The 22,768-nt window shown below is 69.9% G+C and carries 25 protein-coding genes and 2 pseudogenes; all 27 read right to left on the reverse strand.

Going from position 1 to position 22,768, the window contains the following annotated elements:
* Positions 1–19 precede the first annotated feature (19 nt).
* The gene (locus QN163_09665; protein ID MDR5684276.1) at positions 20–313 is read right to left on the reverse strand and encodes a LapA family protein; all 294 of its coding nucleotides are present in this window, start codon (positions 311–313) and stop codon (positions 20–22) included.
* A gap of 62 nt (positions 314–375) precedes the next feature.
* Complete coding sequence (locus tag QN163_09670) at positions 376–996, reverse strand: ABC transporter permease (protein ID MDR5684277.1); 621 nt, start codon at positions 994–996, stop codon at positions 376–378.
* A gap of 22 nt (positions 997–1,018) precedes the next feature.
* Positions 1,019–1,978 (reverse strand): ABC transporter ATP-binding protein, encoded by a 960-nt coding sequence (locus QN163_09675; protein MDR5684278.1) that lies wholly within the window; start codon positions 1,976–1,978, stop codon positions 1,019–1,021.
* Between the two features lie 64 nt (positions 1,979–2,042).
* The gene (locus QN163_09680) at positions 2,043–2,945 is read right to left on the reverse strand and encodes a glycine betaine ABC transporter substrate-binding protein (GenBank protein MDR5684279.1); all 903 of its coding nucleotides are present in this window, start codon (positions 2,943–2,945) and stop codon (positions 2,043–2,045) included.
* Positions 2,946–2,987: 42 nt separating this feature from the next.
* Positions 2,988–3,629, reverse strand: a complete 642-nt coding sequence (locus tag QN163_09685; protein ID MDR5684280.1) for an ABC transporter permease — start codon at positions 3,627–3,629, stop codon at positions 2,988–2,990.
* A 25-nt stretch (positions 3,630–3,654) separates the two neighbouring features.
* Positions 3,655–4,620, reverse strand: coding sequence for a protein translocase subunit SecF (gene secF, locus QN163_09690; protein MDR5684281.1), 966 nt, complete (start codon positions 4,618–4,620; stop codon positions 3,655–3,657).
* Positions 4,617–5,969 carry a protein translocase subunit SecD gene (secD, locus tag QN163_09695; protein MDR5684282.1) on the reverse strand — a complete coding sequence of 451 codons (1,353 nt, stop codon included), beginning with the start codon at positions 5,967–5,969 and terminating at the stop codon, positions 4,617–4,619. Before secD ends, secF begins: the two co-directional genes overlap by 4 nt.
* A 104-nt stretch (positions 5,970–6,073) precedes the next feature.
* Complete coding sequence (locus QN163_09700; protein ID MDR5684283.1) at positions 6,074–7,555, reverse strand: aldehyde dehydrogenase family protein; 1,482 nt, start codon at positions 7,553–7,555, stop codon at positions 6,074–6,076.
* 53 nt (positions 7,556–7,608) lie between these two features.
* Positions 7,609–8,811, reverse strand: coding sequence for a 3-oxoadipyl-CoA thiolase (locus QN163_09705; GenBank protein ID MDR5684284.1), 1,203 nt, complete (start codon positions 8,809–8,811; stop codon positions 7,609–7,611).
* Positions 8,812–8,814: 3 nt separating this feature from the next.
* Complete coding sequence (locus QN163_09710; protein MDR5684285.1) at positions 8,815–10,383, reverse strand: 3-hydroxyacyl-CoA dehydrogenase NAD-binding domain-containing protein; 1,569 nt, start codon at positions 10,381–10,383, stop codon at positions 8,815–8,817.
* Between the two features lie 37 nt (positions 10,384–10,420).
* A complete protein-coding gene (locus QN163_09715; protein ID MDR5684286.1) occupies positions 10,421–11,206 on the reverse strand; it encodes an enoyl-CoA hydratase-related protein in 786 nt (261 codons plus the stop codon).
* Between the two features lie 10 nt (positions 11,207–11,216).
* Positions 11,217–11,990 carry an enoyl-CoA hydratase-related protein gene (locus tag QN163_09720; protein ID MDR5684287.1) on the reverse strand — a complete coding sequence of 258 codons (774 nt, stop codon included), beginning with the start codon at positions 11,988–11,990 and terminating at the stop codon, positions 11,217–11,219.
* 43 nt (positions 11,991–12,033) lie between these two features.
* Positions 12,034–12,975 carry an enoyl-CoA hydratase/isomerase family protein gene (locus QN163_09725; GenBank protein ID MDR5684288.1) on the reverse strand — a complete coding sequence of 314 codons (942 nt, stop codon included), beginning with the start codon at positions 12,973–12,975 and terminating at the stop codon, positions 12,034–12,036.
* A 70-nt stretch (positions 12,976–13,045) separates the two neighbouring features.
* Positions 13,046–13,351 (reverse strand): EthD family reductase, encoded by a 306-nt coding sequence (locus QN163_09730; GenBank protein MDR5684289.1) that lies wholly within the window; start codon positions 13,349–13,351, stop codon positions 13,046–13,048.
* 89 nt (positions 13,352–13,440) lie between these two features.
* Positions 13,441–13,866, reverse strand: a complete 426-nt coding sequence (locus QN163_09735) for an SPOR domain-containing protein (protein ID MDR5684290.1) — start codon at positions 13,864–13,866, stop codon at positions 13,441–13,443.
* A 15-nt stretch (positions 13,867–13,881) separates the two neighbouring features.
* Positions 13,882–16,524: a valine--tRNA ligase gene (locus tag QN163_09740; GenBank protein ID MDR5684291.1), complete on the reverse strand. Its 2,643-nt coding sequence runs from the start codon at positions 16,522–16,524 to the stop codon at positions 13,882–13,884.
* Positions 16,525–16,795: 271 nt separating this feature from the next.
* Positions 16,796–17,077, reverse strand: coding sequence for a SelB C-terminal domain-containing protein (locus QN163_09745; GenBank protein ID MDR5684292.1), 282 nt, complete (start codon positions 17,075–17,077; stop codon positions 16,796–16,798).
* A complete protein-coding gene (locus tag QN163_09750; GenBank protein ID MDR5684293.1) occupies positions 17,074–17,853 on the reverse strand; it encodes a hypothetical protein in 780 nt (259 codons plus the stop codon). The genes QN163_09745 and QN163_09750 overlap by 4 nt, the downstream gene beginning before the upstream one ends.
* Before the next feature lie 61 nt (positions 17,854–17,914).
* A complete protein-coding gene (locus tag QN163_09755) occupies positions 17,915–18,469 on the reverse strand; it encodes a GTP-binding protein (GenBank protein ID MDR5684294.1) in 555 nt (184 codons plus the stop codon).
* An 83-nt stretch (positions 18,470–18,552) separates the two neighbouring features.
* Positions 18,553–19,149 (reverse strand): annotated as a pseudogene (locus tag QN163_09760) (L-seryl-tRNA(Sec) selenium transferase).
* Between the two features lie 46 nt (positions 19,150–19,195).
* Positions 19,196–19,606: pseudogene (locus QN163_09765) on the reverse strand (L-seryl-tRNA(Sec) selenium transferase).
* On the reverse strand, positions 19,507–19,908 hold the full coding sequence (locus QN163_09770; protein ID MDR5684295.1) for a hypothetical protein: 402 nt from the start codon (positions 19,906–19,908) through the stop codon (positions 19,507–19,509). The pseudogene QN163_09765 and the gene QN163_09770 overlap by 100 nt, the downstream one beginning before the upstream one ends.
* 21 nt (positions 19,909–19,929) lie before the next feature.
* Positions 19,930–20,151 carry a hypothetical protein gene (locus tag QN163_09775; protein ID MDR5684296.1) on the reverse strand — a complete coding sequence of 74 codons (222 nt, stop codon included), beginning with the start codon at positions 20,149–20,151 and terminating at the stop codon, positions 19,930–19,932.
* A 16-nt stretch (positions 20,152–20,167) separates the two neighbouring features.
* Positions 20,168–21,022 carry a PHP domain-containing protein gene (locus QN163_09780; GenBank protein ID MDR5684297.1) on the reverse strand — a complete coding sequence of 285 codons (855 nt, stop codon included), beginning with the start codon at positions 21,020–21,022 and terminating at the stop codon, positions 20,168–20,170.
* Positions 21,023–21,067: 45 nt separating this feature from the next.
* Positions 21,068–21,376: a stage V sporulation protein S gene (locus QN163_09785; GenBank protein MDR5684298.1), complete on the reverse strand. Its 309-nt coding sequence runs from the start codon at positions 21,374–21,376 to the stop codon at positions 21,068–21,070.
* 61 nt (positions 21,377–21,437) lie between these two features.
* A complete protein-coding gene (locus QN163_09790; GenBank protein MDR5684299.1) occupies positions 21,438–22,211 on the reverse strand; it encodes a TIGR00282 family metallophosphoesterase in 774 nt (257 codons plus the stop codon).
* Positions 22,211–22,756: a hypothetical protein gene (locus QN163_09795; protein MDR5684300.1), complete on the reverse strand. Its 546-nt coding sequence runs from the start codon at positions 22,754–22,756 to the stop codon at positions 22,211–22,213. Before QN163_09795 ends, QN163_09790 begins: the two co-directional genes overlap by 1 nt.
* Positions 22,757–22,768: the final 12 nt, after the last annotated feature.

Here is a 22,768-nt window from a genome sequence, read left to right on the forward strand (position 1 = left end):
CGGCGCAACCGGGACGACCTCATGCTCCGTGTCCGGATCCGATGCGCTGCGTATCCTCCACGGTTGCGGGCGCGGTCCGGGCGGCCGACTGCTCCAGGTGGGCCACCCGCCGACGCAACAGCACGTTGGCGACCAGCATGGGCAGCCCCGCGATCGCAGCGCCCACAAACAGCGCACCCACGATCGCCACCGGCACCGTGGTTGGGGGCAACCACCAGAAGGCCAACCGCAAGGATACCGGCGTGACGTCGTGCGCGTTGCTCAGAACGAGCAGCACCGCCAGCACGGCCAGTACGAGGAGGACGGCCAGCAACCCTCGCATCGGGTTGGCGAGAGTCTAGCACGATCGCCGTCGGCTGTCAGCCGTCGCGCCCATCACCTGAGCGGTCGGGCGGCGCGCTGCTCCAGAGCGCGCACGGCTGCGCTGGCCGCCAGTGCCAGCGACGATACGGCCATCGCGCCGGTGACGATCTTGTCCCGGTGGCCCTGGGACACACCCTGGAACAGCAGCACGCCCAACCCTCCGGCGTTGATGAACGCGGCGACCGCTGCGATGGCGATCACGGCGACCACGGCGACCCGCAGCCCGGCGAGCATCACCGGCAGACCCAGGGGGAATTCGACCCGCCAGAAGGTCTGCCAGGGGCTCATCCCCATGCCCCGCGCGGCCTCCACCACCGCCGGGTCCACCGCGTCCAGTCCCACCACGACGTTGCGCACGAGGATGATCTGCGCGTACGTCACCAGCGCGGTGACCGCGGGCAGACGGCCGAGGCCCATCAGCGGGATCAGCAATACAAACAGCGCCAGGCTCGGGACCGTGTACAGCACGCCGAGCACCGCCAGCAGCGGTCCGCGCAGACCCCGCACGCGAACCGCGGCGACGCCCAGTGGCAGGGCGATCGCCGCCGCGATGCCCAGCGACACCAGCACGAGCCAGGCGTGCTGTCCCAGCAGGGTCAGCACGACGTCCGGATGTTCCAGGGCGTAGCGCACCGTCGCCTCGCCGAGATCCCGGCTACCTTCTCAGCACGTTCCGGATGTCCTCGAGCCCCACCCGCCCCACGACCACCCCGCCGTCACCGACTACGATCACGGAGGCCACGTCCGTCCGCAGGAGGACCGAGAGGGCCGAGCGCAGGTCATCGTCCGCCCTCACCGTCGCCACGTCCCCCAAGACGTCCCCGCCCCGCGCAGCGTCCCCTCGCAGGACCGACGCCACCGGCATCAGGCTGAGGTGGCGCAACACGTCGTCGCTGGCCAGCAGTTCGGCGACGAACGCGTCGCGCGGCCGGGTCAGGATTGCCAGGGGCCGGTCGTGCTGGACGATGCGGCCGTTCCGCATCACCGCAATCCGGTCGGCCAGCCGCAGCGCCTCGTCGACGTCGTGCGTCACGAAGACGATCGTCTTGCGCAGCTTCCGCTGGATGGCCCGCAGTTCGTCCTGCAGCCGCGCGCGGGTGATCGCGTCGACTGCGCCGAACGGCTCGTCCATCAGCATGATCGCCGGATCGGCGGCCAGGGCCCGCGCCAGCCCCACCCGTTGCTGCTCCCCGCCCGACAGCTCGCGCGGACGGCGGCGGCGGTACTCGCGCGGCAGGCCGACCAGATCGAGCAACTCGTCGATCCGCGCCTCGATCCTTGCCCGGGGCCAGCCCAGCAGTTCCGGGACGACGGCGATGTTCTGCTCCACCCTCAGATGCGGGAACAGGCCGATCTGTTGGATTACGTACCCGATGCGGCGGCGCAGCTGGGTGGGAGGTTGGGAGCGGATGTCGTCGCCGCCGATGAGGATGCGGCCGCTGTCAGGCTCGTACAGCCGGTTGATCAGCTTCAGCAGGGTCGTCTTGCCGCAGCCGGAGGGTCCCAGCAGCACCGTGAGCTCTCCGGCGTCGACGGACAGACTGCAGTCGTCCACCGCAGGCCGGGGCGAGCCCGAAAAGCGCTTGGTGACGTGCTCGATCGCGATGGCGGTCATGGGTCCGCGGGGCACCGACAGCCGTCCGCCGGGACCGGTCACCGCCCACCGACCACGGCGTCGGCTATCGCTTCCGGATCAGTCCTCTCTCCTCCAGGAACTCGCGCGCGACGACCGCGAACTCCCTCTTCTCAGGGCCGTCCACTCTCCAGTTCAGCTCCGCCATGATGGCGTCCGTCAAGGAGGGGGCGAGTTTGTTGAGAGCATCGGCGATCTTCGGATATCTCTCGAGCACTTCGGCCCGCACGACCGGAGCCGCCTGGTAGACCGGGTAAAAGTTCTTGTCGTCGCGCAGCAGCACCAGCCCCAATCCGCTGATCTGCCCGTCGGTCCCGAACGCCACGACCACGTCGACCTGACCGTTGACGAGCGCCTCGTACCGCAGGCTGCCGGTGCCCAGCTGGCGGAACTCCTTGAAGCGGAATCCGCCGTATGCCTGCTGCAGCCCCTTGATCCCGTCCTCGCGCTCGGCGAACTCCGCCGGCGCACCCAGACGCAGCTCGCTCGCTCTGCGCGCGAGGTCGGAGTACGTGCGGATCTCGTACCTCTCGGACACCTCCCGCGTGGTGGCCAGCGCCTGCGTGTTGTTGAACGGTGCGGGCTCCAGCCACACCAAGTCGAACTTCTGCCGGTATCCGTTGCGCACCGCCTCGACGACCGCCTGCGCGTTGGGCAGCGGCCGCTCCTTCAGCACGGTCAGCAACCCGGTGCTGGTGTACTCCGGATACAGGTCGATCTCACCCTTGAGCAGCGCTTCGTGCGCCACCGGCGTGCCGCCGAGGTTGAACTTCCGTTCCACCCGGAACCCTGCGTCTTCCAGCAGCAGCGCGTACATCTCCGCGAGGATGAACGCCTCGGTAAAGTCCTTCGACCCGACCCGGACCGTCGGTGCTTCCCCGCCTCGTCGGGCGCACCCGACCGCCGCCAGGACGACGCCCAACAGCAACACGAGCATGCGCGTTCGCATCAGCTCCCCCTCGTCTGACGAGTTCCATCCCCGGCCCGTCGCTCAGGCACTTCCGGTCGCCCACTGCAGCCACCGCTGCGTCGCCGCCAGCGTCCCCTCGGTCAGCATCGTCAACGCCGCGACGGGAACCGCACCCACGAGCATCACGGACACGTCGAACAGCGCGAACCCGCGATAGATGAAGTCCCCCAACCCGCCGCCCCCGATGAACGCTGCCAGCGTCGCGCTTGCCGTCACCTCGACGGCCGCTGTGCGGACGCCGCCGACGATGACGGGAAGCGCGAGGGGGACCTCCACCCGCCACAGGACCTGCCGCCCGTCCATCCCCATGCTCCGCGCGGCTTCGACGACGGCCCGGTCCACACTCCGAAAGCCCGCCTCGGTGTTCGCGAGGATTGGGGGGCAGGCCAGGATCGTGAGCGCGACCAGCGCCGGCAAAAAACCCAGACCCAGGTAGGGCAGCGCGAGGAACAGTGTCGCCAGACTCGGGACCACGCGCAGCCCGTTGACCAGGTGCAAGATCTGTGCGGAGAGCGGACGTCGGCGCGCCGCATACAGCCCCAGCGGCAAACACAGCCCACACGCGATCACCAGCGCCGTCCCGCTCAGACGCACGTGCGTTCCGACCGCCTCCCAGAAGAAGGCCTGGTTGTCCAGGGCGTAGCGATATGCGGCTTCGAGCATCCGATGGCCGGCGGCCGGTCCTTCCCTACCGTCGCCGATTCCGCCGGTTCGCCGTCGCGAGTTCCCGCTGCGGCTGCGGAGCCGGCTTCGGCTGCGGCGCGGCGGACTTCCGTTCGCCCCGCAGCTGCATGTCCACCAGCAGCGGCCCGGCGACGCCGATCGACGAGTAAGCCCCGGTCAGGACCGCGACCGTGAGCCCGAACGCGAAGTCCCGGATCGTCGGGCCGCCGAAGACGTAGACCGCGCCGATCGCCAACAGCGTCGTCAGGCTCGTGTTGATGGATCGCACCAGGGACTCGAGGATGCTGCGGTTCACCAGGGTCGGAAACGGCTCCCGGGTTCGCATGTCCAGGTTTTCCCGGATGCGGTCGAACACCACGATCGTGTCGTTGATCGAATATCCGACGACGGTGAGTAGCACCGCGACGAAGCTGCTGTCGACGGTCGCACGCAGCAGCGCGTAGGCACCGATCACCAGCAGCACGTCGTGCAGCAACGCCACGTCGGCGGCCAGCGCGAAGCGCACCGACCGGAACCGGACGGTCACGTAGGCGACCTGCAGGATCAACCCGATCGCGAGCCCGATGATCGCGATGTTCCGCAGCTCGCGTCCGATCTTGGGGCCGACGTCGTCCACGCTGAGGATCGTGAACGCCCCCGCGCCGTCGCGCACGGCGCGCAGCATCCGCGCCCGCTCGGCCTCCTCGAGGTGGCGCGTCCGAATGGAGACGTCCGCAGTGCCGGGCGTCTGCTGGATGATCGCGTCGCGCAGCCCCAGCGGGGTGAGCGCGGCCCGGACCTGTCCGGTGGTCACGCGGGAATCTTCGAAGCGCAGGTTCACCAGTGTGCCGCCGGTGAAGTCCACGCCCCAGTTCAACGCAGGACGGCCCGCGGCGACGTTGACGGCGATCGCGACGACGCCGGGCAGGACCAGGCACGCCGAGATCAAATACAGCCAGCGTCGCCGGCCGATCAGGTCCCAGGCTTTCATGACGCCGCCTCCGCCGCGGTCTGCGGCAGGCGCGCCATCGTCGTCAGCGCCCGCCCCCATCCGAACCCGGCAGTGGCCTCCACCAGCCAGCGGGTCAGCAGGATCACCGTCACCATCGAGACCGAGACCCCGATCACCAGCGTGACGGCAAAACCCCGGATCGGGCCGCTGCCCAGCCACCACAGCACGACTGCGCCCAGCAACGTCGTCACGTTCGCGTCCACGATGGTGGAGATGGCCCGTCGCCAGCCCGCATCGATCGCAGCGCGCAGCGTCTTGCCCATGCGCAACTCTTCTTTCATCTTCTCGAACACGATGACGTTGCCGTCCACGCCCAGGCCCAGGCTGAGGATCAGCCCGGCGATGCCGGGAAGGGTGAGGGTGGCACCAATCAAGGAAAAGATCGCGAGCACGGTGAGCATGTAGATCGTCAGGATCGTCGACGCGAGGACACCGGACAGGTGGTAGTACATACCCATGAACAGCACGACGGTCGCAGCGGCGATCCAGCCGGCACGCAGGCTCTTCTCGATCGAGTCCCTCCCCAGCGTGGGCCCGACGGTCCGTTCCTCCACGACCTCCACCGGTACCGGCAGGGCTCCGCCGCGCAGCAGGATCGCGAGGTCACCGGCTTCGGCGGCGGTGAAGTTGCCTTCGATCACGCCCTCCCCGGGGATGCGGGCACGGATGACCGGGGAGGAGATCACACGGTTGTCCAGCACGATCGTCAGGTATTGCCCAATGGCCTGGGCGGTGTGCTCCTCGAACCTGCGCGCGCCCTCACCGGCGAATCGGAACCGCACGAGCCACGCGAGCTGGTTCTGGTCGAACTCCGCGCTCGCGTCGCGGAGGTCGGCTCCGGTCACGATCACCTTCTTGGGAAGATCGATCGTCCGCCCGTCGGGCAGGCGCACGCGCCGGTTGTCCGCGGTCCACTCCGCGCCCTGCGGCAGGCTCTGCGCGCCGGTGTCCACGAACTCCAGCAGGGCCGTCCGCCCGATCAGCTGCTTCGCCCGCTCGGGGTCCTGCAGGCCCGGGAACTCCACGATGATCCGGTTGTCCCCTTGTCGCTGCAGCAGCGGCTCGGCTACGCCCAGCGCGTCGATGCGGTTCTCGATGACGCGCATCGCCGCGTCCACCTTGTCCGGCGTCACCTCGATCCCGGGGGCGCTCTGCGCCTCCAGCACCAGCCGAGTACCTCCCTGCAGGTCCAGTCCCAGACGGATCTGGGGCTGGAGGGGTTGGAGCATCGGCGTCCAGCCGTCCAACCGGATCGGGCGAAAGACAACCTGGAAGGCGGTAGCGGCGATCAGCAGGATCACCAGTAGCCGAACCGGGTGGGATCGCATTCGGGCTCCTCCGCGTTCGCCGTGGCCGACGTACAAAAAGACGCCTGAGGGTGGCCGACCCTCAGGGCCGTTCCATTATAGCAGGTGCCATCCGTTGGCGGCCGCTAGAGCTTCCACGGCAGAGCCGGGCGCTCCCGTGTGTTCCACAGCACGGTCTTGGTCTCTGTGTACTCGTGCAGCGTCTGCAGCCCCTGATCGCGGCCGAACCCCGACTGCTTGAACCCTCCGAACGGAAGACCCGGGAACGCCACGAACGGCGTGTTCACCCCGACGGTGCCCGACCGGATGCGCTGCGCGAGCCGGTGTCCGCGGGCTCCGTCCGACGTCCACACCGTCGCGGCCAGCCCGTAGGGCACGTCGTTGGCCATCGCGACGACCTCATCCTCGGTGGAAAAGCGCAGGACCGCCAGGACCGGTCCGAAGACCTCCTCCTGGGCGACCTTCATCTCGTTGCGGACATCGGCCAGCACGGTCGGCAGGTAGAAGTTCCCGCGCTCCAGCCAGCCCTCGGTGGCGCGCGATCCTCCCACCACGACCTCGGCACCCTCCGCGCGCGCGGCCTCTACGTAGCCGTGCACGCGCTCGAGGTGCGCCCGCGAGATCAACGACCCCATCATCGTCTTTGGGTCCAGCGGATCGCCGACCACCACACGCCGGGTCTTTTCGACCAGCATCGCGAGGAAGTCGTCGTAGACGGGCGCGGCGACGAGCAGCCGAGTGCGCGCCTCACAGGACTGGCCGGCGCTGTAGTATGCGGCCCACACCGACCCGGCCGCCGCCGCCTCCAGGTCCGCGTCGGCGAACACGATGTTCGGAGACTTTCCGCCCAGTTCCAGCGACACGCGCTTGATCGTCCCCGCCGCCGCCGCCATCACCCGGGCGCCATTCGCCGTGCTGCCCGTGAAGGTCACCTTGTCGACCCCAGGATGTTCGACGAGCGCGCGACCGATCTCCACGTCCCCGGTGACGACGTTCACCGCGCCCGCAGGTAAACCGGCCTCCGTGCACAGCCGCGCCAGCGCCAGGGCCGTGAGCGGCGTCAGGGGCGAAGGCTTCAGTACGACGGTGTTGCCCGCCGCCAGCGCCGGCGCGATCTTCCACGCTGCCAGCATCAGCGGGTAGTTCCAGGGCACGATCGCCCCGACCACGCCTACCGGCTCCCGCACTGTGTACGCGAAGGACCCGGGGAACGGACCGCCCAGCGTCTCGCCGTAGATCTTGTTCGCAGCGCCCGCAAAGAACTCGAACGTCGCCGCTGCGACCTCGACCTCCGCCTGCGCGCTGGCGATCGCCTTGCCGACGTTGAGGGTCTCGGTGCGGGCCAGGTCGGCTCCCCTCTCGCGGATCAGGGACGCGACCCGTGCCAGGATCTGGCCGCGCTTGGCCGGCGCGGTCCTCGCCCACTCCCCCTCGAACGCTGCCCGCGCCGCACCCGCGGCGCGATCGACTTCCTCGGCGGTGGCGAGTGCGACCTCAGCCATCACCTCGTTCGTGGACGGGTTGGTGACCTCGTAGCGTTGCGGCGTGTCCACCTCGGCGCCCCCGATGTGCAGCGGATGGTAGGTGCGCTCGGTTGCGGTCCTCACGGCGTTGCCTCCCTTCGGAATCGTGGTCACCGAACGGCGGCTGGGCGCGTCGTCTACCCACTCACGCGTTCCACGATCGTCGCGATCCCCTGGCCGACCCCGATGCACATCGTCGCCAGTCCGTAGCGTGCTTCGCGCCGCCGCATCTCCCACACCAACGTCGTGAGGATGCGCGCGCCGCTCGCGCCCAGCGGGTGGCCGAGCGCGATGCCGCCGCCGCTGGGGTTCAGCCGGTCGATGTCGATGCCGAGTTCTCGCGCGCACGCCAGGACCTGCACGGCGAACGCCTCGTTCAGCTCGACCAGATCGATCTGCTCGATGCGCAGCCCCGCCCTCGTCAGCGCCTTGCGCGTCGCCGGCACCGGTCCGATCCCCATGATCGCGGGGTCGACGCCGGCCACGGCGGTCGCCACGACGCGCGCCAGCGGCCGCACGTCCAGCGCAGCCGCGGTCGCAGCGTCCATCATCAGCAGCGCCGCGGCGCCATCGTTGATGCCCGAAGAGTTGCCTGCCGTCACGCTGCCTCCGCTGCGGAACGCCGGGCGCAGCGACGCCAGCTTCTCCAGGGTGGTGTCGGGTCTGGGGTGCTCGTCGGTGTCCACGATCACGGGATCGCCCCGGTCGCGTGGCACCACCACGGGCACGATCTCGTCGCGGAAGCGGCCCGCAGCGATCGCCGCCGCCGCCCTCTGCTGGCTCAGCATCGCGAATCGGTCCTGCTCCTCCCGCGAGATCCCGTAGCGTTCTGCGACGTTCTCCGCGGTCTCGCCCATCGAATACGGTGGGTACATCTCGGCCAGACGTGGGTTGGTGAAGCGCCAGCCGATCGTGGTGTCGTAGATCTCGACCCGGCGGCTCCAGGCCTCCGCGGCCTTGGCCATGACGAACGGGGCGCGCGTCATGCTCTCGACGCCGCCGGCGATCATCACGTCCGCATCGCCGCAGCGGATCGCATGGTAGGCGGTGTTGACGGCCTGCAACCCCGAACCGCACAGACGGTTGACCGTCTGCCCCGCGACCTGTACCGGCAGCCCGCTTAGCAGCACCGCCATGCGCGCCACGTTGCGGTTGTCCTCGCCGGCCTGGTTGGCACAGCCCAGCACGACGTCCTCGATCCGAGACGGATCGATGCCGGTGCGTTGCACCAAGGCCCGGATCACCGTCGCGGCCAGGTCGTCCGGACGGACGTCCCGCAGTGCGCCGCCGTAGCGTCCCACCGGCGTCCGCACCGCGTCCACGATCACGACTTCGCGCACGGGCTAGCCCTCGCCGCCCCCGATCTCCGAAGGCCACCGGCCCGCCAGCGCCGCCCGCCGCAGCAGCGGCGCCGTGCGGTACCGCTCCTCCCCATAATACCCGTGCAGCGCGGCGAGGATCCCCGCGACCAGCCCCACCCCGATGTCTTCGGCCCACCGGAACGGACCGCGCGGATAGTTGGTGCCCAGCCGCATCGCAGTGTCGATCTCCGCGGCAGATGCCACGCCCTCCGCGTAGGCGAACGCTGCCTCGTTCACGAGCATCGCGAGGATGCGGGCCAGGATCCCTCCGGGGGCGTCGCCCACGCGCAGCGCCGGCAGCCCCAGCGCCCACAGCGTCGCGGGAGGTTCACCGCAGCCGATCCACTCCACGACCCCGCGGTCGCGCAGCGGGGGGAGAGCGACAAAGCCGTGCACGCGCTGGGGCAACTGCGACCACGACGCGACCTCCGCGCGGCTCGCGGTCAGACAGCCGGCCAGCACCGGCACTCCAGGATCGCCGTCGTCGACCGCTCCGATCCACTCGCGCATCGACCCGCGATCGGGTTCGACCACGAACACCGCAGCCACGCCGCGGGGCGGTTGCCCGCGCAGGGGCCGGAGGACCGCGTGCCCGCGGCCGCGCAGGTGTTCGGTCAGTTCGTCGGCCATCTCCCCTCCGCAGACCGCGTAGGGGCCCGCCGGAGCCTGCTGCGGCTCCAGCAGGGGCGGTGGCGTCCTCTGCGCGTTGCCGTACTCGTAAAAGCCCCTGCCGGTCTTGCGTCCCAGACGCCCGGAGGCGACCATGCGTCTTTGGATCGGGTGGGGTCGGTACCGCGGCTCACCGAAGAACGCTTCGTACACCGAACGCGTGACCGCGAAGTTGACGTCGATCCCGATCAGGTCCATCAGCTCGAACGGTCCCATGCGGAACCCGCCGCCGTCGCGCACCGCGCTGTCGACGGTCGCCACGTCGGCCAGTCCCTCCCCGACGATCCGCAGGGCCTCCCCGTAGAACGGCCGCGCGACGCGGTTGACGATGAACCCGGGAGTGTCCGCGGCGACCACCGGCGTCTTTTCGATCCGCCGGCAGAAGGCGACCAAAGCCGCCACCGTCTCGTCGGACGTCGCCTCCCCGCGGACCACCTCCACCAGCGGCAGGATGTGGGCGGGGTTGAAGAAGTGCAGTCCTGCCACCCGGCCCGGACGGCGCGTGACCGCGGCCAGTTCGGTGATCGAAAGCGAGGAGGTGTTCGAGGCCAGGATGGCGTCGTCGGCCAGCGCGTCAAGGGTGCGAAAGATCTCCTGCTTGATCGCGAGGTCCTCCGGCGCGGCCTCGATGACCAGGTCGCAGCCCGCGAAGGCGTTCAGGTCCAGCGTCGGGACGATGCGCGCCCGCGCCGCATCGCGCGCCGACGCGCTGAGCCTGTTGCGGCTCACCGCGTCGTCCATCTGACGGGCGATGCGGTACAGGCCCCGGCGCAGGAACTCCTCGGTGGTGTCGTACAGGACGACGTCGCAGCCGCAGACCGCGCAGACGTGGGCGATGCCGCTGCCCATGGTCCCCGCCCCGACCACGCCGACCCGCCGCATCAGGTCTTCTTGACCGCTGTGCCGACGCCTGGGGGGTTCACCGACCGAGGTAGGAGGGCGCACGTTTGGCGAGGAAGGCCGCCACACCCTCCCGGTGATCCGACGTGCGGCCCGCGATCTCCTGGACCATGGCTTCGTAGTCGAGGGCCGAATCCAGATCCGAGAACAGGTTGCGGTTGATGGCCCGTTTGGTGAGCGCGTACGCCCTTGTGGGACCCCGGCTCAGCCGGCCCGCCACCTCGCGCGTCTTGGCCTCCAGCTGTGCGGGGGGCACGACCCAGTTCACGAGTCCGATGCGGGCCGCCTCGTCCGCGCTTACGGGATCGGTCAGGTAGCACATCTCGAACGCCTTGCCCAGCCCCACCAGCCGTGGCAGGAAGTACGTGCTGCCCGAATCCGGCACCAACCCCACCCGAGCGAACACCTCGATGAACGACGCCGTCTCCGAGGCGATCCGCAGGTCGGCGGCCAGGGCCAGGCTGCACCCCGCGCCCGCCGCCACGCCGTTCACCGCGGCGATCACGGGCTTTTCGATCGTGCGCAGCTTCAGGATGATCGGGTTGTAGCGTCGGCGCAGGCTGTCGACGAAGGAGAACGACTCGTCGCCGGCCCGGTCGCGGAGGTCCTGGCCCGAGCAGAACCCCTTCCCCGCGCCGGTGACCACCACGCACCGGACCGCCTTGTCGCGCTCGGCCCGCCGCAGGGCGTCCTGCACCTCGTGCGACATGCGGTCGTTGAACGCGTTGAGCACCTCCGGTCGGTTGAGCGTGACGGTCAGGACGCCGTCGCTCACCTCGTAGAGGATCGTCTCGTAGGTGGACATCGCAGACCTCCTATCGCCCCCGAAACACCGGCCTGCGCTTTTCCAGAAAGGCCGCGATCCCTTCTTCCTTGTCTTCGGTCCCGAACAGCAGGTAGAACAACCGCCGCTCGTGGTCCAGCCCCACTTCCAGGGGCGTGTCGAGGGACTTCAGCACCGCCTCCTTGGCGAGGCGGACGGCCACCGGCGCCTTCGCGGCGATCTCCCGGGCCAGGGCGCGTGCCTCGTCCAGCAGCATCTCGGGCGGCACGACGCGGTTGACCAGGCCCCAATCGTACGCCTCCCGGGCCGTGAGGTGGCGGCCGGTCAGGATCAACTCCATCGCCCGGTGCTTGCCCACCGCCCTCGGCAGCCGCTGGGTCCCGCCCGCACCGGGCATGATGCCCAGGTTGATCTCGGGTTGCCCGAAGCGGGCGGTCTCCGAGGCAACGATGATGTCGCACAGCATCGCGAGTTCGTTCCCGCCGCCCAGGCAGAAGCCGCTGACCGCTGCGACGATCGGCTTGGGGAAACGCCGGATGCGCTCCCACTGCTCGAACCGGTATTCGTGCAGCATCTGCACGGGGGTGGCGCCCGCGAATTCGTTGATGTCGGCGCCCGCGGCGAAGGCACGCTCGTCGCCGGTCAGGATCACCACACGGACGGCTTCGTCGGCGTCGAACGCCTGCAGCGCGGCGACGATCTCGTCCATCGTCTGCCGGTTGAGGGCGTTGAGCACCTTCGGCCGGTTGATCTGGATGGTGGCGACGCCGTCTGTGACGCTGGTGAGGATGTTCTCGAAGGTCATAGGCACCTCGCGACCCGAAGGGGAGTCGACCGACGATGAGGCCCTACCCGTTCGCTCCCAGCGCGGCCCCGCACATTCCGCAGAAACGGTGTTCGGCAGGCAGGGCGACCGCGCCGCACGAAGCGCATGTCCGTGTCGGGTGGGCCAGCCTCTCGCGGAGCATCGCGTAGTCCACGGGGCGCTTGTCGTGGAACGCACGCAATCCCTCGGCGGTCTCTGCCATCCCGCTGTGCAGCGCCAGCCAGTCCCGCGCGTGGCCGACGGTGAGCCCCCACGCCAAGTCGCGCCAGAAGTTCAGTTGCTGTTTGGTGTAGCGCGTGCACTCCGGCAGCTTGTCGACGAGCTTGCCCACCAGGCGGTCCACCGCCGCGTCGAGCTCCGGGCGCGGCACCACCTCGTTCACCAGGCCCCACGCCAGCGCCTGGGCTGCGGAAATCGGCTCGCACAAGTACAGCATCTCCCGCGCGCGGCGGTCGCCGATCACCAGCGGCAGCCACTGCGTGGCCCCCCCCGCCGCCACGCTACCGCGCGCCGTCCCCACTTGCCGGATCGTGATGTCGTCGGCTGCCACCGCGAGGTCGCAGGCAATGTTGAACTCGTTGCCCCCGCCCACCACCATGCCGTTGAGCCGCGCCACCGTCGGCTTGCCCAAGTTGCGCAGCCTGTCGTGCGCTTCGATGAACGCCCCCATCCACTTCCAGTAGTCGTGCGGGCGGCTGAGGAACTGCATCTGCTCGTCCAGATCCGCGCCGGTGCAGAACGCACGGTCGCCCGCTCCCGTCAGCACGAGCACACGCACCCGGTCGTCGTAGGAGGCGTCCTCGAATGCCGCCGACATCTCCTTGAGCGTGACAAAGTCCAGCGCGTTGAGGACGTGCGGGCGGTTGATCACCACGGTGGCCCGCTCTCCGTCCTTTTCGTAGACGATGCTGCGGAAACCGAAGTCGGAGGGTGCACGGGGTCGGAAGTCGTACCGCATGCCCATCACTCTCACCTTCTTCGCACGGCGGCCAAGCCGCCGGCTCCGGCGGAACGTGAGGGCGGGCGCGGTGCGCTCACTCCACGACCTCCGCGGTCATCAAGACCACCAAATCCCTAGCGAAGGACATCAGATCACGCCCCGCCGCCCGCGCCTCCGGAGAGGCCAGCGCCTCGCGCATCGCCTCCGCGTCGTCGAAGTACATCTCCGCCATCATGTAGTAGGGCGCCTGTCCTCCCATCGGGGAACCGGTGACGCGTGAGATCTCCACGCGGCGCAGGTTCGGCGTCTTGGCGTTGAGGGGGACGTGCACGTTGAAGTAGTGCTCGTCGAACGCCTTGGGATCGGACGGCGGCCGGTACAGGGCGACCAGTTTCACCATCGTCTGCCCTCCGGAGGGAAGTCTGAACGGAGAGGTTCGCGATCGGATCGCCGCGCTCCTGGCGGTGTGGGCGGTGTCTGCCGCGCACCTCAGCGCACCGGAAGCACGATCGCCGGGTAGCCGCGCCGCTGCAGCCGCTCGGCGGCGTGTCCAGCGAGGTCTCGGGATGCGTAGGGCCCCACGACGACGCGAAGCCACTCCCCGGGCAGGACGGTGGCCGCGAACCCCTCCCGCCGCAGCGCCGCGGCCAGCGCATCGGCATTGGAGCGGCTGCGGAACGCTCCCACCTGCACGCGATACGCGGACGCCGCTGCGGGCGGCGCGACGACCCGAGACGTCGCAGCACCCGAGCGCATCGGGGCCGCGGTCGCCGGTCGGGGCGAGGCGGGCGTCGGGGTCGGGTGGACGGCCGCCGGCGGGCCGTCGGGTGCCCCGCGCTGCGTGGACTGGAAGCCCAGGACGAACCCGGCCGCGAACAGCGCACCGAAGATCACCACCCTGAGGACCGTCGCCACGCGTACCCCCGGCCGTCAACCCGCCAGGTATCGCCGGAGTCTGTCGGCACGGCGCTGCGTCTCGGCGAGCCTCTCGCGCTCCGCGGAGACCACCTCTGCGGGCGCACGGGCCACGAACATCGGGTCTGCGAGTCTGCGTTCCAGCCGCTGGAGTTCCCGGCCGACGTCTTCGAGTTCGCTGCGCGCCCGCTCCGCCAGGGATTCGGCCTGCTCGGCGGCAAGCGGCACGTACAGTTCGACGGTCCCGACCACTCCCAAGGCGGCCGGATGGGGCCGGTCGGCGTCGGGCGACCACTTCACCTCGGCCCGCGCCAGCGCGCGCACGAAGGGGCTCGCTTCCTCCAGGACCGCGCGTTCGGCCGGCGGTGCTGCGATGTGGACCCCGATGGTGTGGTGCGGGGGCAGCCGAAGGTCGGCGCGGAGGCTGCGGATCTCCCGGATAACATCCTGCACCAGCGTTATCTGCCTGTCGACTTGCTCGTGGATCCGGCGCGGATCGGCCTGCGGCCACGGCCCCAACATCAGCGTCTCGCCCCGGTGGGGCAGCGACCGCCACACCTCCTCGGTCACGAAGGGCATGATGGGGTGCAGGAGGCGCAAGCTCTGATCCAGGACGTACCAGAGCACCCAGCGGGTCGTGGAGACGGATTGGCCCCCCGCGGCGGGCTGCTGGATCTGTACTTTGGCCATCTCCAGGTACCAGTCGCAGTACTCGCTCCACAGGAAGCGGTACAGGCTGCGCGCGGCGTCGTCGAACCGGTAGGTCTCGTACGCGCGCGTGACCTCCTCGACGGTGCGCTGGAGGCGGCCCAGGATCCAGACGTCCGCCGCGGTGAAGCTGAGTTCCGCCGGGTTTGCCGCCGATGGGTCGGTCTCACCCAGGTTCATGTGCACGAAACGGGCCGCGTTCCAGATCTTGTTGGCGAAGTTGCGCGTGTCCGCGATCATCTTCTCTTCGAACCGCATGTCCTGCTGAGACTGCGAGCAGCGGGCGATCAGCGCGAAGCGCAGCGCGTCCGCACCGTGCCGTCCGATCACCTCCAGCGGATCGATGCCGGTGCCCAGCGACTTGCTCATCCGGCGCCCCTGCATGTCGTGCACCGTGGGGTGGATGTACACGTCGGCAAAGGGCACCTCACCTATGAACTCCAGGCCGAACATGATCATGCGGCACACCCACAGAAAGATGATCCCCCGGTCGGTCACGAGCAGACGCGTCGGATAGAAGTAGCGCAGATCTTCGGTGTCGCGCGGCCAACCCAGTGTGGCGAAAGGCCACAGTGCCGAGCTGAACCACGTGTCGAGCACGTCGGGATCCTGTGCCCATCCCCGGTGGTTGCAATTCCTGCAGGCGGACGGTTCGGCCTTGGATGCGATGCGCTGCCCGCACCCCTCGCACGTCCACACCGGGATCCGGTGCCCCCACCACAACTGGCGGGAGATCGTCCAGGGGCGGATGTTGTCCAGCCAGTCCAGCGCCACGCGCGTCCACCGCTCCGGATGGAAGCGGACGCGGCCCGACCGGATCGCCTCCGCCGCGCGGGCGGCCATGCCCTTGACGTCGCAGAACCACTGCTCGGTGATGTACGGCTCGATGACCGTGTGGCACCGGTCGCATCGGCCCACGCTGGTGCGGTACGGCTCCACCTTCTCGATCAACCCCAACGACGCGATGGCCTCCGCCACGCGCTCGCGGGCCTCGAAGCGGTCCAGCCCGGCGAATTCACCCGCGGCCTCGTTCATCCGGCCGTCCTCCGCGATCACCACCAGCGGCACCAACCCGTGGTCCCGCCCGATCGCGAAGTCGGTGGGGTCGTGACCGGGCGTGATCTTGAGCGCTCCGGTGCCGAACTCGGGGTCGACGCGCCGGTCAGCGATGACGGGCACCTTGCGCCCGACGATCGGCACCACCACTTCCCGTCCGATCATGTCCCGGTACCGCTCGTCCTCCGGATGCACCGCCACGGCGACGTCGGCCAGGATCGTCTCCGGCCGCTGGGTGGCGATCACCACCCCGGGCGAACCGTCCGCGCCCGAATACCGCACGTGCCACAGGTGGCTGTCGACCTCCTCGTGCTCGACCTCCAGGTCGGAGATCGCGGTGCGGCAGCGCGGACACCAGTTGACCATGTAGTCCCGGCTGCGATAGATGAGCCCCCGCTCGTACAGCCGCACGAACGCCTCCAGCACGGCGTCGGAGTATTGGGGGTCCAGGGTGAAGACCTTGCGATCCCAGTCGCAGGACAGCCCCAGGCGCTCGAGCTGCGCATAGATGATACGGCCGTACTTACCCACCCAGTCCCACACCCGCGCCTCGAACCGCTCCCGGCCCAGGTCCTCGCGCCGCAGTCCCTCGGCCGCGAGTTCCTTTTCCACGACGTTCTGGGTCGCGATGCCGGCGTGGTCCGTACCGGGTTGGTACAGGGCGTTGCGCCCCCGCATGCGCCAAAAGCGCGTCTGCACGTCCTGCAGCGTGTTGTTGAGGGCGTGTCCGATGTGCAGCTCCCCGGTCACGTTGGGCAGCGGCATCATCACCGCCCACGGCTCGCGCGCCGCATCCGGGACCGCACGGAAGTACCCGCGCTCCCTCCACTCCTGGTACAGGCGCTGCTCGACCTGCGCCGGATCGTAGGCCTTCGGAAGTCGATCGATCGCCACGTCTGCCTCCCTCCATGGGGGCAACGAACGAGCGCCGCTCCGTCCCTGGGGACGAAGCGGCGCTCCGCGGTACCACCCTGATTCCGCCACCCGCATGGGCGCGTGCGATCGCCCGGCCGGGTCGCGGCCCTCTGTACGCTGTCACGGGCGAACCCGTCGGGCTCTGACCTGCAGCGCAGGCTGTTCCCGCCGCTCGGGGGCGACGTTCACCGGCGACCGCACAGAAGGGCTCTCAGACGCCGGCCCTTCCTCTCTCGGTGCGGTGTCCCGGCTACTCCTCCCCGTCCTCGCCTTTGCCCGCATTATGGGCCACGGCGGTCGATCTTTCAACCGGCAGGCGTCCCACGTTGGGGCCCGCGACCCGAACGTCACCGCGCCGGCGCGTGACGCCCGCGCCGTCGAGGTGCTCGAGCAGCGCCAGCATGTACTTGCGCGACCCGCCCACGGTGTCGCGCGCCTGCCCCACGCCGAGGGAGCCGGCGGCCCGGCGCACGACCGCGGCGTCGAACAGGAGGCCGCGCAGCTCGACCACCTCGCCGTCGTCCATCATCATCTGCAGCACCGGCTCTGAGGCCGGCCCAAACGCGCGAAGGAGGTCGCCGCGTTCGGGGGCCTCCACCCCTGCCCCCCGAATCCGCTCCCGCACGGCCGCCCGCAGCCGCTCCTGCTCCGGGGTGGCGCGGGGAACGTGCCCGGGCGCGCGCACGAACCCCGCATCGTACTCGACCGCGTCTGCGACGAAGGTGGCGAGCGCCTCGTCGACCTGGCGGCGACCGCCGCAAGCCACTCGCCGCGCGGGATGCCCCGCCGCCAGGGCCGGACGCGGTGGTAGGCCCGCAGCGCCTCCAGCGCCCAGGCTCTCGCGGACTCCATGGCCGAGGCGGCGACCCACCCCTCGCCCGAGACCACCGCCTCGCCCCGTTCGCGCATCCTTTTGAGGACGTCGCCGACGGTCGCGGCATCCAGCGCCGCCGCGCGGGCGATCTCGGCGACGCCCAACGGCCGCACGCCAGCCTGCCGCAGCACCTCCGCCACGACGACGTCTGGCGAGCCGCTTTCCACCGCGCACAGGGAGGCGAGGACGCTCGCGTCCCCGCGCCGGTGGCGCGCTGTCCCGACGCGCAGGACTTGCCCGCCGCCCCAGGTCAGCATCGGAGACAAGCGGCGGATCACGAACGGGTCGCCGCAGGCTGCCACGACCGGTGATTCCAGCAGGATCTGGACGGGCGCGTCCTGGCCGGCATCGAGTGAGGCGCGGTCGAGCAGCGCCACGCGACCGATGGCTTCCGCCGTACCGGGGTAGAAGCGTACGCGTTCGAGGTGGCGCATACGCGGCACACCGGGCAGAAGGCACAGGCGTGCGTCGAGCGCGATCGCGGCCTCGTAGGCATCACGAACGACCGGTCGACGGGAAGCCGAACCGGCCCGTCCGGGTTGCGCGGGGATCCGTCCCCCAGGCTCTGTCCGAGGAGCCGCAAGAGTTCGTCCAAACCCTCGCCCGTCCGCGACGACACCGTGACCATCGGGGCCGACTCCAAGAACGTGCCCTGACGAACGCTCGCACCTCTCCCTGCACCAGGTCCAGCCACTCGTCGTCCACGAGGTCGCACTTGGTGATCGCGACGATGCCGCAGAGGATCTGCAGGAATTGCAGGATCTCCAGGTGCTCACGGGTCTGGGGCATCACACCCTCGTCGGCGGCCACCACCAGGATCACGAGGTCGAAGCCCGCAGCCCCAGCCAGCATGTTGCGGATCAGGCGTTCGTGTCCGGGGACGTCCACGAATCCCACGCGCAACCCGTCCGGCAGGTCGAGGTGCGCGAACCCCAGGTCGATCGTCATCCCGCGTCGCTTTTCTTCTTCCAGACGGTCGGGATCGATGCCCGTCAGCGCGCGCACCAGCGCGCTCTTGCCATGATCGATGTGGCCTGCCGTGCCAACCACGGCGGTCCGGACGACATCAGGCTGTGCGCACACGTCGCACACTCTCAGAGAACGCGGGTGGGGGGGGACCTCCGTTTGCGCCTTCAGCGGGCCGGCGCAGCCTGCCGCCCAGCGGCGACCACCGCCGCCACGAGTTCTCCGTCCTGTTCGGGGAGCACCGAACGCAGGTCCAGCAGCACGGTGTCGTCGTGGATGCGCGACAGCACCGGTGGATCGGCGCAGCGCAGACGTGCGGACCACGCCTCGGCGTCCACGTGCGGATGCCTCACCGCCACGGCGAACGACGGCAGGGAGGCTCCGGGAAGCGAGCCGCCGCCGGACTCCGCCTCGGTCGGCAACACACGCACTTCCAACGAAGGCAACGCTGCGCTGATCTTACCCGCCACACGCTCCGCCCGAAGGCGCAGCTTCCCGGTCGAAGCCGCGAGCGTCCGGAGGATCGGGACGCGGCGCCACGCCCGATCCGGATCCAGGTACAGCCGCAGCGTCGCCTCCAGCCCCGCCAGATCGAGCTTGTCGATGCGCACCGTGCGGTACAATGGATGGGATCGAATGCGATCCACCAAATCGCGCCGCCCGAGCAGCACGCCGGCCTGGGGGCCGCCCAGCAACTTGTCCGCGCTGAACGTCACCACGTCGGCGCCGGCCGCGACCGCCTCCGGCACCGTGGGGTTCGTAGGGCAGCCCGCGCGAGCGCAAGTCCAAGAGGCATCCGCTTCCCAGGTCGTAGCAGACCGGTACGCCGACCCGCTGCCCCAGGGCGGCCAGGTCCGGGACCGACACTTCGGACGCGAAACCCACCAGCCGGAAGTTGCTGCGGTGGACCTTGACGAGCAGGGCCGTGTCCGGGCCGATGGCACCTTCGTAGTCGGCGAGCCGCGTGCGGTTGGTCGTGCCGACCTCGATCAGACGCGCCCCGCTGGCGCGCATCACGTCGGGCATCCGAAACGAACTGCCGATCTCGACTTGCTCGCCGCGCGAGACGGCGGCCGCGTTGTTGTTGACGACCACCGCCGCCTGCGCACCGGTCAGCTGCGTCAGCAGGGCGGCGACGTGGTCCTGGCGCGACGCCCGGCGCCCGGTGTGCAGGTCGAGTTCCAGGTTGACCGACCCAGTCGCCCGAGCGATCGTCTCCACCGCCTCGTCGGCGAGGGGGCCCGTCCGAGGTTCGTGTGCAGCAGGACCCCGCTGGCATTGAGGACCCGCCGCAGCGACGGCCGCGTCGCCGTGCAGATCCTCCGGTCGATCTCGCGCAGCAGGAAGTCGAAGCCGACGCGGTCTGCAGCGCCAGCCAGCATTGCCTCCCGCTGCTCGTCGAAAACGCCGCGGACGATCTCGGTCGCCAGCGCGCGCCCGATCCCCTCCAAGCGCGACCGCGCCCCGAGGGCTTCAAGCACCCGCTCGACCGAAGGCAGATCCCGCAGCGTCTGGCGCGACATACAAGACCCCGCACGATCTCACTACCGGATCACGAACAGCCCCAGGGCCGCACCGACGGCCAGCGCGACGGCGAACGCGAACGCGACACCCACCAAGTCGTGGCGGATTCGTATCATCAACGCCTGCTCGGTCTCGCGGACGATCGGCGCCGGCGCCTGACGGTTCGCCCGCAACCGCGCGCCGCACCTGCGGCAGACGATCTTACCCTGGGGGTTCTCCGTTCCGCAGCGCGCGCAACGCATCGAAACCTCCCGGCGGTCAGGGACGGGGAGTCGGCCTGGACGACCCGCCGCTCACGACCCGTTCCTTCGCCTTGCGCAGTTCCTCGACGGCCTGCGGGGGCACGTACTGGCTGCCCAGCGGCGCCTTGGAACCAATTCCCGGTCCATGATAGTCGCTGCCGCCCGTCAGCACGAGTCCCAGCCGACGGCCCAGCTCGACGAACGAGCGCGTCTGGCTGGGTGTATGCTCCGGATAGTACGCTTCGATCCCCATTAGACCCACCCCCACCAGCGCTTCGATCCGTTCCGGCTCTCCGCCCCACAGCGGGTGGGCGAGCACGGGCACGCCCGCGGCGGCGCGGATCGTCTGCACCGCCTCCTCCGGCGCGAACCTGGGCCGCTCGACATAGGCAGGACCGTGGCGTCCTATGTAGCGGTCGAACGCCTCGTCGAAGGTGGCCACGTGGCCGCGTTCCACCAGCGCCCGCGCCACGTGTGGCCGGCCGATGGCGCCGTCGGCGTACCGGACCACGTCCTCGAACGTGATGGGCACGCCCAAAGCGTTCAACCTCCGCACCATCTCCCGGGCACGGGCCAAGCGGGCACGACGCATCCCCGACAGGAACGCTGCGAACCAGTCGGCCTCCCAGTCCACGAAGTAACCGAGGATGTGCACCTCCGTCCCCGGCACGTCGGTGCTGAGCTCCACGCCGGGGACGACCTCGACCCCCGCGCGGGCTCCCTCGTCCAGCGCCTCGGCGACTCCCTTGACGGTGTCGTGATCGGTGATGCCGAGGACTCCCACACCCACCTGCCTGGCCAGGCGCACGAGCTCGCGCGGAGACAGCGTTCCGTCGGAGGCGGTGGTGTGCGTGTGGAGGTCGATGCGCACGAGGCAGGGTGCCCAGGCAAATGGGGCAGCTTCGCAGACCGCCCGTCAGAGAGCGCCGCCCCGGTCTCTCGACTCCGTCCCCTGTTCCCGGCCCTTACGCGGTTCCACGAGGAAACGGATCGCGGTGCGGGCCTCGCCGTCGATCTGGACTTCCGTGAACGCCGGGATGCACACCAAGTCCATACCCGTCGGGGCCACGTAACCGCGGGCGATGGCCACGGCCTTGACGGCCTGGTTGATCGCCGCAGCGCCGATCGCCTGCATCTCCGCGCTCCCGCGCTCGCGGATCACGCTGGCCAGAGCCCCGGCCACCGCAGTGGGGTTCGACTTCGCCGAAACCCGCAGCATCTCCATGCGCACCCCGGTCCGATCCTACGGCCTGCTCAGCGCCTATTCGAGGAGGGAAGCGAAAATCCTACTCCACCTCGTAGATCCGCCGGATGCCAGTCGCCCGTCCGTCGTCATCGACCTCGACGAGCACGGCGTTGAGTTGAACCGTACCCCTGGCCACCTCGAAGCGTGCCGGCAGCTGGGTGAGGAACCGGTCGAGGATCGCGCGCCGGTCCATGCCGATGATGCCGTCGCGCGGACCGGTCATGCCCACGTCGGTGATGTAGGCGGTCCCGCCGGGCAGGACGCGCTCGTCCGCCGTCTGCACGTGGGTGTGCGTCCCCACGACCGCGCTGACCAGGCCGTCCAGGTACCACCCGAGGGCGACCTTCTCACTGGTCGCCTCTGCGTGGAAGTCCACGACGACGAACGGTGTGATCTCCCGCAGCCTGGCCGCCTCCGTCCGTCCCAGCCGGAGGGGGTCGTCCAGCGGCTGCATGAAGACCCGACCCTGCAGGTTCAGCACGGCGAGCGCTGCGGATCCGGCGCGGACCACGGTGCTGCCCTGACCCGGCACGCCTGGGGGGTAGTTGGCAGGCCGCACCACGCGGGGGTTGCTGTCGAGCAGTTCGTAAGCCTCCCGCTTCTGCCAGGTGTGGTTGCCGCCGGTCAGGACGTCCACGCCCGCGGCGAAGAGTTCGGACGCCGTCTGCTTCGTGATCCCTGTCCCGCCCGCACTGTTCTCGGCGTTGGCGATGGCGAAGTCCACGCCGAGTTCTCGGCGCAGCGCGGGCACCCTGCGCTGCACCACGCGGCGGCCCGGCTTGCCGCAGACGTCGCCGACGAACAGGATCCGCATCAGCCGTCGCGCACGCGCCGGCCAGCGTAGTAGACCAGGACCTGGCCGCGTTCCCGTACGCCTACCACCGCGCGTGCGGGGCGGCGCTCCCGGACGTGCTCGAGTGCCCTCTGCAGATCCTCCTCGGCGGCATCCAGGTCCTCGGCCACCTCCTCGCCGGCCGCCAGGTCCGCGCCGAACGCATCGGCGACGAGGTCGCAGATCAGCTGCACTTCCTCCGCCGTCAGGTCTTCCACCGAGCGCGTGATCTCGATCCGCGTGAACTGTGGCCCCAACATCCTGCGGATCGTCACCTCGGGCGTCGGGAAGCGGCTCAGTTCGTGGAGGACTCCCACCGAGTCCTGGAGGCGGCGGCGGAACGCCGCGAAGCCCGCCGCCGAAAGCCTCCGGGACAGCAGCAACACCAACCGGACCGCCCCGGTGGCCGGATCGAACGACGCCGAGGACAGCTGCGGGAACCGGAGCAGCAAGGCCGCCAGAAAGTTGGCTCCGTCCGGCGCCTGGCGACCTCCGCCCGCCGGTGCGCCGGCACGCGGTCGGGTCATGGGCACAGCCGA

The organism is Armatimonadota bacterium (assembly GCA_031432545.1).
Taxonomy (GTDB): Bacteria; Sysuimicrobiota; Sysuimicrobiia; order Sysuimicrobiales; family Sysuimicrobiaceae; genus Caldifonticola; species Caldifonticola tengchongensis.